Annotated in this window: 6 protein-coding genes and 1 pseudogene; all 7 read left to right on the plus strand. The window is 63.5% G+C overall.

Annotated features, from left to right (window positions below):
• Window positions 1-111 precede the first annotated feature (111 nt).
• Window positions 112-990: a TIGR03619 family F420-dependent LLM class oxidoreductase gene (locus CSR00_RS28530; protein WP_176562317.1), complete on the plus strand. Its 879-nt coding sequence runs from the start codon at window positions 112-114 to the stop codon at window positions 988-990.
• A 157-nt stretch (window positions 991-1,147) separates the two neighbouring features.
• The gene (locus CSR00_RS28535; RefSeq protein ID WP_218014556.1) at window positions 1,148-1,672 is read left to right on the plus strand and encodes a nuclear transport factor 2 family protein; all 525 of its coding nucleotides are present in this window, start codon (window positions 1,148-1,150) and stop codon (window positions 1,670-1,672) included.
• Window positions 1,669-2,304 carry a TetR/AcrR family transcriptional regulator gene (locus tag CSR00_RS28540; RefSeq protein ID WP_218014557.1) on the plus strand — a complete coding sequence of 212 codons (636 nt, stop codon included), beginning with the start codon at window positions 1,669-1,671 and terminating at the stop codon, window positions 2,302-2,304. Before CSR00_RS28535 ends, CSR00_RS28540 begins: the two co-directional genes overlap by 4 nt.
• An 852-nt stretch (window positions 2,305-3,156) precedes the next feature.
• A complete protein-coding gene (locus tag CSR00_RS28545) occupies window positions 3,157-4,605 on the plus strand; it encodes a hypothetical protein (protein WP_099025737.1) in 1,449 nt (482 codons plus the stop codon).
• Window positions 4,606-4,773: 168 nt separating this feature from the next.
• Window positions 4,774-6,075, plus strand: a pseudogene (locus CSR00_RS28550) (acyl-CoA reductase).
• Window positions 6,076-6,094: 19 nt separating this feature from the next.
• Complete coding sequence (locus CSR00_RS28555; protein WP_245906716.1) at window positions 6,095-6,997, plus strand: tyrosine-type recombinase/integrase; 903 nt, start codon at window positions 6,095-6,097, stop codon at window positions 6,995-6,997.
• A gap of 173 nt (window positions 6,998-7,170) precedes the next feature.
• Window positions 7,171-8,442, plus strand: a complete 1,272-nt coding sequence (locus tag CSR00_RS30430) for a hypothetical protein (protein WP_141564519.1) — start codon at window positions 7,171-7,173, stop codon at window positions 8,440-8,442.
• The last annotated feature ends 308 nt before the right edge of the window (window positions 8,443-8,750 follow it).

Here is an 8,750-nt window from a genome sequence, read left to right on the forward strand (position 1 = left end):
AGATGTGTATAAGGTACAGTCGGTGAGCGGCGCACGGTGACGTCGACTGAACCTTCCACGACCCCTTCTACGACGCCGCCGGCGGCAAAGGCAGGGCGGACCACATTCGGGGTGGCACTGCCGTTCTACGAGCACCAACTCGGGTATGCCGACATCGTCGCCTTCGCTACCGGCGCGCAGACTGCCGGTTTTGACGGGCTGTGGGTCGGTGACCATCTGGTCGTCGGTCCACCACCACAGCATCCGCGTACCTGGTACGACGCACCCACCTTGTTGGCTGGTCTCGCCGCAGTGGTGCCCAACCTCACGCTGGGCACCGACGTACTGATCGTTCCCTATCGCAATCCGGTCGCCGCAGCGAAAATGCTGGCCACCGTCGACATCATCAGCGGCGGTCGACTGATCGTCGGCGTCGGGGTGGGAGTCGATCGGGTCGAATATGAAGCGCTGCAGGTGGATTACCACCGCCGCGGGGCAATCACCGATGAGTACCTGGCGGTGTGGAGGGCGGTTTGGTCCGACGGGCCCGTCGACTTCACAGGTGAGTACTACCGCCTGGCCGCCGAGCGTCTGGATCCCAAACCTGTTCAGCGGCCCCATCCGCCCATATGGGTGGGCGGAAACTCGCCGGCAGCCATACGCCGCGCCGCAACGATCGGCGACGGATGGCAACCGCTGTCGCTGACCCCGGATGAATACCGCAACAGCGCGGCCAACCTTGCACAGCTAGCCGAGCAGGCGAATCGACCGTGCCCGACACTGTCCTACAGCGCCATGTTCGGCGCCGTTGGGGCCCGCAGCGTCGACGGCGCGGAGCGGGTGCCGCTGACCGGAGGTATCGACCAGGTCGTCGACGACGTCGGCGGCCTGCGCGACTGCGGTGTCACCAACTTTGTCTTCAGGCCCGGGCATCACGGTATGGACAACGCAGAGGTACTCGAACAGGTACACCTGCTCGGCAGCGAGGTGGTGCCGAAAGCGCGGGGGTGACGCGCGGCGCCGATGTCGTCGCGTTCCTCACCGGCCCGCAGGCCCGTTGGATCACCGGCCGGACTCTCACCGCGTCCGGTGGACTCTGAGCCACGGCCCGTGCCGAAAGATTTCCCGGCCCGGCCCGACCTTTGAGTTGACAGCGTCATCTGGACCGGTGACACTATTTCGTATGACAGTGTCAGATCAAGCGTCAGATCAAGCCGATGTCAGTGCTGAGCGCCTCCAGCGTCTCGTCGATCGCGCCGAGATCGCTGACGTGCAATTCCGCTACGCGACGGCCGTCGACTCGCGCGACTGGGAACTGTTCCGCACGTGCTTCACCGACGAGATCGAGGGTGACTACAGCTCGGTGTTCGGCACGCCTCCCGCGCGTCTGGGCGCCGACGAGTTCGTCGCGTTGATCGCTCCCATCATGAGCGCACTGACCGCAACACAACACATGATGAGCAACCTGACGATCACGTTCGAGGATTCGGACCACGCGACCGTCGCGGCGTATGTCCGCGCCATCCATCACAACGCCGCGACCGAGGGCGGCGCCGAGCAGACCGTCTACGGCTACTACACGAATTCGTTCGTCCGGACCGAGGACGGCTGGCGGATCTCGAAACTGAAGCTCACCTCTCGCATCCAGACCGGCAATCCCGGGGTGTTCGGCGCGCTGCCGACCGCGGGGTGACGCACCCCGCAACGGGTAGCGTTCGCGTCGACGTCGAACAGGAGGGCTTCTCGAGCCGCATCGAGGCAGCCGCGGCGACGCGCCGGGCCCTGCTCGACGAGGCGGCCGCCTTGCTCGACGCCGGCGGCCCCGCCGCGGTGACACTGCGCGAGGTGGGGGCGCGTGCGGGTGTTAGCCGCGGTGCGCCATACGGCCACTTCGCCGACAAGGAGGCCCTGCTGACGGCGGTTGCCGTCGAGGGATGGGAGCGCATCGCCGACGAGATGCAGAGGCTGCGAGACGATTCCGGCCTTTCGCCCGAGGAAACGCTGCGCGCGGCGTTGCTCGTCGTCATCACCGTCAGCCGCCAGCGGCCCCACCTGTACCAGCTGATGTTCAGTCCACCGCTGGGCGACCCCGCGGCCATCGTGCGTGCGGCGCAGCGGACCTGCGATCTGTTCCTCGCGATCGTCTCGCCCGTGGCCGGAGAACAACGGGCCAATGGCCATGCGGCCATCCTGTTGACCGCAGCCCACGGCGCGGCCGGCCTGGAAACCAGTGGTCTGCTCAACACGGACAAGTGGCAGACCTCGGCCGATGAACTCATCGACATCCTGCTCACGACCATCGCAGACCCACCCCCTCGCCGGTGATCTGCACTCGGTGCGAATCGGCCTCCGGAACCGGTCGGCGGTCTCTCCGGTGCGAACCTGCCACCGGCGAGCGCCGAAGCGCACTCGCGGTGCAGGGGCACCCAGCCGGCTACCGGCTACATCGGTGCTGACGTGCTGCACGAAATGCCACAGCGAAGTGCCCGCGGCAGGACTCGAACGTGCGACACCGGCGTTGGAAGAATTCCGCCGTCACTGCGCCGTCGATGTCTCGCAGAGTCGAGGCCTGCTGTCGGCCTCGATCCGAAATCAGCTGGGCCATAAGAACCCTCGTCGATGTCAACCCATCACATCTGAGCTGAATCGCGCAAAGCGGGGGTCGAAAGTCGCTCGCGGCCAACCACTCTGGCGTTTCCGTGCTCAACGCCCAAACTCATCGGCCGGCCGTGAATCAAGGTTTACGGCACGCCGGCGTGTCCTCCCAGAGTCGGGCAGTCGATCCTCGCTGTTCGTTATTCGCACACAGGTGTCGCCGTCGATCTGTTCGTTATTCGCACACGCCCCGCCGACCGAAAACGATGCATAGATAAAGTGATTCCGATCACAAAGCCGCCGGCCCGTCGGTATCGTGTGCGCATGCCTGAGCGGCTCGACGCTCACGCTGCGCCGCAACATCGTGCCGCAGCGGGCGCAGGCCGCACACCTCCGGGCATACTCCGCGCGCACCCGACGCCCCATGGGCACGAGGCGCCTCGTTGCGTGCGCGCCGGGTCCGGCGCGCTCGTTCCACCCAGCAGCAAACACACACCCGGGATTCGGCCCGGCGGCGGATTCCCAATACGGGTCCGCTGATCGGCGGCCTCCACCCCACCGCTTTGCACAGAAGGGAAGCACATGGTCACCGTGGACAACCTGCTTGCCGGTAGCGCCACCGTCGACGAGTCGGCGGACGCCTTGATCAAGGACCCGTTGACGTTCTTCGGCATGTCCCTCACGAAGATGCAGTCGGTGCCCAGAGACGTCCTGACCGACGTTCACAGGGCGGCGCTGTCGAAGAGGTTCGAGCAACAGAAAGACCGGATTCCCACCCTGTCGAAGCTGGCCGCCCGGCAGGGAATCACCGAAGTCTGCGAACTCGACGATGTGCTGCCGTTGATGTTCGAGCACACGATGTACAAGTCCTATCCCACCTACCTGCTGGAGAAGGGCCAGTTCGACAAGCTGACCACCTGGCTCAACCGCCTCACGCCGTATGACCTGAGTGGGATCGATGCAACCGGGTGCGACTCGATCGACTCCTGGCTGGACCTGCTCAGCTCCGAGACCGAACTCGACCCGATCACCTCCTCGGGCACCACCGGCACGATGTCGTTCACTCCCCGCGACCGCAGCGACTGGCGCACGTTCATCCTGGGTGGATTCCGCGTGCAGTTGCTGCAGCGGTTCGGTGAGGCGCCCTCGGAGGCCGACCTGAACGAGCCCATTCACGTGTGCTGGCCCAGCTACCCCGACGGTCACACTCCCTTCTTCCGGGCGCCGCACTACTTCCGCGAGTACATGGCACTCGACCGCGACGATCACTTCCACCCGATGTTCGACACCCGCGGGGACACTGACGTGATGTTCCTGGCCGCGCGGCTGCGCGCCGCCCAGGCGCGGGGTAACAGCCAGGTCGACGTCCCGCAGCGGCTCCTGGATCGCCGCGACGAACTCGTCCGGATGGAAGCCGAACGACCGGCTCGCGCCGAAGCCTGGACCGACACCCTCGTGCACAAGCTCAGGGGCAAGCGCGTGTTCCTGATGTCCCCGGCCCAGTTGATCTACGACGTCGCCAACTCCGGCATGGCCGCCGGCCACCAATGCGACTTCGCCGAGGATTCGTTCATCTCGGTTGGGCTGGGCGGCAAGGGCTTCACCATGCCGGACGGCTGGGAGAAGGTCGTCGAAGACTTCCTGAACTTCGGTCGCGAATTCGGCTACTTCTACGGATTCTCCGAACAGACCGGGGTCAGCGTGCGCTGCGAGCACGGCCGCTGCCACCTGCCCCCGTGGCTGATTCCGATGATCCTCGACCCGGAGACCAGCGACCTGCTGCCCCGCTCGGGCACGCATGTGGGTCGCGCGGCGTTCTTCGACCTGGCGATCAACGGCGTCTGGGGCGGCCTGATCACCGGGGACAAGGTGGAGATCGACTGGAGCGACTGCCCTTGCGGCCGCACCACCGTGCACATCTCCGATGACATCAAGCGCTTCAGCGTGGAGCAGGGCGGAACCGACAAGATCACCTGCACGGCGACGCCCGAGGCGCACGAGGACGCCATGGACTTTCTCACCAGTTTCTAAGTGCCCGAGGACGAAAACATGACAAATCCCATCGCACGCACCGTCATCCGCGGTGAGGTCATCGACTCGGACCTGATCGAGTATCCCGGCCGCGGCGGCGGGGTGACCTTCAGCGCACCGGACCCCAGGAAGTTCGTCGACCGGCTCCCACTCGCCTCGCCGGGCCTGATGGCCGATCTCTACGAGCTCAGTTTCGAGGACATCCTCGACTACCTGGAGGAGCTGGGTACGCGGCTCGACATCAACAGCAACGAGTACATGCAGGAGGCGCGTGATCTGACCTACGACGTCGCGCCGGTGCCGCGCGCGCTGGTCGATCTGGGCTACAACGGCTTCGCCTCGTTCTTCGAACGCGACAAGGTCCGCCAGATCGCCGAGAAGAGCGTGGGGCTGGCCCACATCGAAGGCTGGGTGGAGCACCGGCTGATCGACGGCGTGCGCATCAAGGTCCGCGCGTTCGGCACCCGCGGGGTGCACATCGTGGCCGGCAACGGCCCGGGGCTGGGCATGATCACGCTGCTGCGAAGTGCCATCTCGCGCAGCGACTGCATCATCAAGGCGCCGTCCAACGACCCGTTCACCTCGGCGGCGCTGGGCATGACGATGTGCGAGATGGCGCCCGACCACCCCATCACCAAGCATTTCGCCGTCGCCTACTGGTAGGGCGGTGATGCCGCCGTCGAGGAGAAGCTCTACCAACCCCACAACGTGGAGAAGATCATCGCCTGGGGCGGATTCGCCGGCATCAAGCACGTCACCAAATACCTGCAGCCGGGCCTGGAGTTGATCTCGTTGGATCCCAAGACCAGCATCAGCGTCGTCGGGCCGGAAGCACTCGACAACGCCGAGGAGATGGAGGAGACCGCGCGCCGGCTGGCCGTCGACATCGGAGGGGCCAACCAGGCCGGCTGTGCCAGCTCACGGGTGACCTACGTGCTGACCGGCGACCACGAGGACGGCGTTGACCGGGTGGTCGACCTGGCCAGGCGCACCTACGCCGCGATCATGGAACTGCCGGCCTATTTCAGCACCATGCCGAAGTCCTACGACAGGGAGTTGAAGTCGCATGTGGACGCCCTGCGGCTCGACGACGACTGGTACGAGGTGATCGGCGGCGAGCGCGGCGAAGGAGCGATGATCGTCTCCAAGCTGCCGCGCAAGGTCGACTTCGCCGCCTACCTGGCCGATCGCACGGCCAACTTCGTGCCGGTGGAGTCCCTGCAGGACATCCTGCTCGGCATCGACGCCTACACCCAGACCATCGGGGTGTGGCCGGAGAGCCTGAAGGACCAGCTGCAGGACATCGTTCCGTTCTACGGGGCGCAGCGCCTCGTGACGCTCGGGAACGCGCTGTACAACGGTCCGCTGATCGGCCTGTCCCACGACGGGATGGAACCGGTCCGGCGGATGTGCAAGTGGATGGCCAACGAGATCTCCGAGGGCATCACGGATTCCTCACCCTTGAGCTGAGGCCGCCACACCGTTGCTCGTGGTCGTGTGCCGGCTGGGCCCCGACACACCCACCTTCGATGCGGCCTGCGAGGTCGACAAACCGTCGCTGATCACCGCCAAGCAGATTGCTCAGACATTTGGTCGGCGCCCGCTTGTATCGGTCCGACCCTCCGAGGTACAGGCTTGGGTGGCCGAGATTTCGCGCAAGCAGTCGGCGGCGACCGCGCGCCATTCGCTCGGCGTATTGCGCCGAGTGTTCGATCATGCGGTCCGCGATGGTGCCATCCATCGCAACCCTGCTGCCGGTATCCGCCTTCCCAAGGTCCAGGGCAATGACCCGCGTCCGCTGACGCATGACGAACTCTGGCAGTTGGCCGACCACCTCGATGAGAGACGGGACCGCATCCTCGTATTGGTCGCCGGATGCTGCGGCCTGCGTTGGGGCGAACTAGCAGCTCTGCGATGGGCTGACGTCGATCTCGGCAGGCGAACCCTGCGGGTTGCGCGTGCGTACTCGGAAGAAGCGCCGCGGGGCGAGATGTCGTCGGTCAAGGATAACCAGGCCAGGACCGTGCCCATCCCCGCGATCGTGTCGGAGGAACTCGCTAAGCTCCGGGGAGACCACAAACCCGATGAACCCGTCTTTTGTTCTGCGAACCGCACGCCGCTCCGCAATCGCAATTTCCGCCGTGACGTCTTCGACGATGCGGTCGACGCTCTGGAACTCGACATCACGCCGCACAATCTGCGCGACACCGCTGCATCGCTCGCGATTCACGCGGGCGCCTCCGTCGTCGCCGTGGCGCGTCTGCTCGGTCATGAGTCCGCCGCGACCACCTTGAACCACTACGCCGGCCTCTTCCCGAGCGACCTCGATGACGTGGCGAAACGGCTTGATGGGGCAGCGCGACAGGCGCTCAGAATGACGGGCAAACTGTGATGGGCTAGCTAGGGGAGCGGAGCGATGAGGCATGAGCGGGAACCCGTCGCCTCTGCCGTGACAAATTCCGTGAGAGAAGGCTCGCTTCGCTCTTTCGTGGATATGATCGGTTCCGCTGGGACGACCGGCGCCTGTTCTTCAAACCTAGCGGGGGGTTTGTTGTGAGACGTGGGTTGCTTTCGGATTTTTTTTCGACGCTTTCCCAGCGGGATCTTTTGATGCAAGGTGTCGACAAAGAAGACATTGTTGCCGTCATGAGGCTGGATATTCTTCTGTTCGGTAAGCTATTGATTCCTGACAGTCATCTCTTTGACGGTAACATTCTGCTGCGCTTCTTCACGCCAGAATCGTTAGCCGCTGCATGCGGCCAGACTGCGGATCGTCGCACGGTCGAGATTCGATTGCGTCAGGCTACGTTTCAGGGGTCGCTAACTGAATATCTTCTTGACAATGAAACCCGGCGTCTCCGTCCACTGGAATTTCGCTTCCTTATTTCAGATACGCAGGAAGCGGCGCTCGCGGATAGGCTGCGAACTGGTATTTCTATTGGGCCCCATGCCTCTCCGATCCCCGCAGTTCTTCGTGAGATGGACTTGTTGGGCGTTTCGAAAGAGGATCAGAACGAGTTAAAGTCCGGCTGGAAATCGTGGGGAGCGACGGAATCTGCCCATGGACTATTTACCCGCTGGCCTCGAAGGGCCTTCGATTTGCGCTCGGTCGTCGTCGATTCACCTCTGAAAGAAGACACTTTTGCGACTGGTGAGGGCGAGCAGGCATACGCTAAAATTGTGGATCTGGTTGCGCGTGGTGATTCTAGGAGCGCCTCTGCCGACGAAATCCTCCGTCAGGAATTTAAGCATCGTTCCGATGATTCAGCGCAGCTCGACAGATCCGTGCTTCGTGAGTGGTATCACGATTGTCGACAAGTTACGATTTCGCGGCAACACAACTGCCTACTTGCTAATCGACCATCGAATTACGCGCATCTACTACCCGCAATTTTGAATGACTCGCAAGCTGGCAACCAGGTGGTGGAAAACGATAAACATGTCGATGCACTGAAGCGGATTGTTTCCATTCTTGGAGGACTAACAGAGAAAGAGTATGGCGAGCTTCTAGATAGCACCAAACTGGCGCGACGTTCTTGGTTGGCGGCGCGCAACAAGGGCACTCTGGAGCGTCTGGTCGAAGGCATCATGGAAAGCCTGAACCCGAAAAAGCCCAAGATCGATAAGCCGATCTATCAACAAGAGCGGGTAATAGTTCCGACCGGCACTACCTTTGCGAGCTTTGCCCTGAGTAGTGGGTCGCCAGCAGCCGCCGCAGCCGGCGGACTGATTAGTGCTGGACTGATGTACGGCGGAGCGAAGGTGAGCGAACTATTGACCCGCCGCGGAGACGTCCGCTCGATTGTGCGGTGGGCACTCGACTCGGAGGTCTCTTGATCTTGTGGATCTTCATTCGCTACCTCGGATCTTGGCATGGATGTTAAGAGGCAGGCTGTCGCGCACCACATACAACATGCGGCGCCGAAGAAGCACCGACCACACACCGACCAGAGAGGAGCGACGGCGAGTAGGGCAACCGTCCGGAAACACCGCTGACCCGCAAAAGCGCAAAGTGCCCCTGGCGTGTTCCCGCTGAATGAGTCCAACCAGTTCTAGAGTCCTGTGGCCCGATGTCGGGCCAGAAGGGACGATGAACACATGGCTGGTCGGAAGCGGAATTCTGCGGAGGACATCGTGCGCAAGCT

This window comes from Mycolicibacterium palauense, from assembly GCF_002592005.1.
GTDB lineage: Bacteria > Actinomycetota > Actinomycetes > Mycobacteriales > Mycobacteriaceae > Mycobacterium > Mycobacterium palauense.

What these genes read in the sequence shown, in the direction of transcription:
- CSR00_RS28545 (WP_099025737.1), top strand. Translation starts at nt 3,157, where the DNA reads ATGGTCACCGTGGACAACCTGCTTGCCGGTAGCGCCACCGTCGACGAG.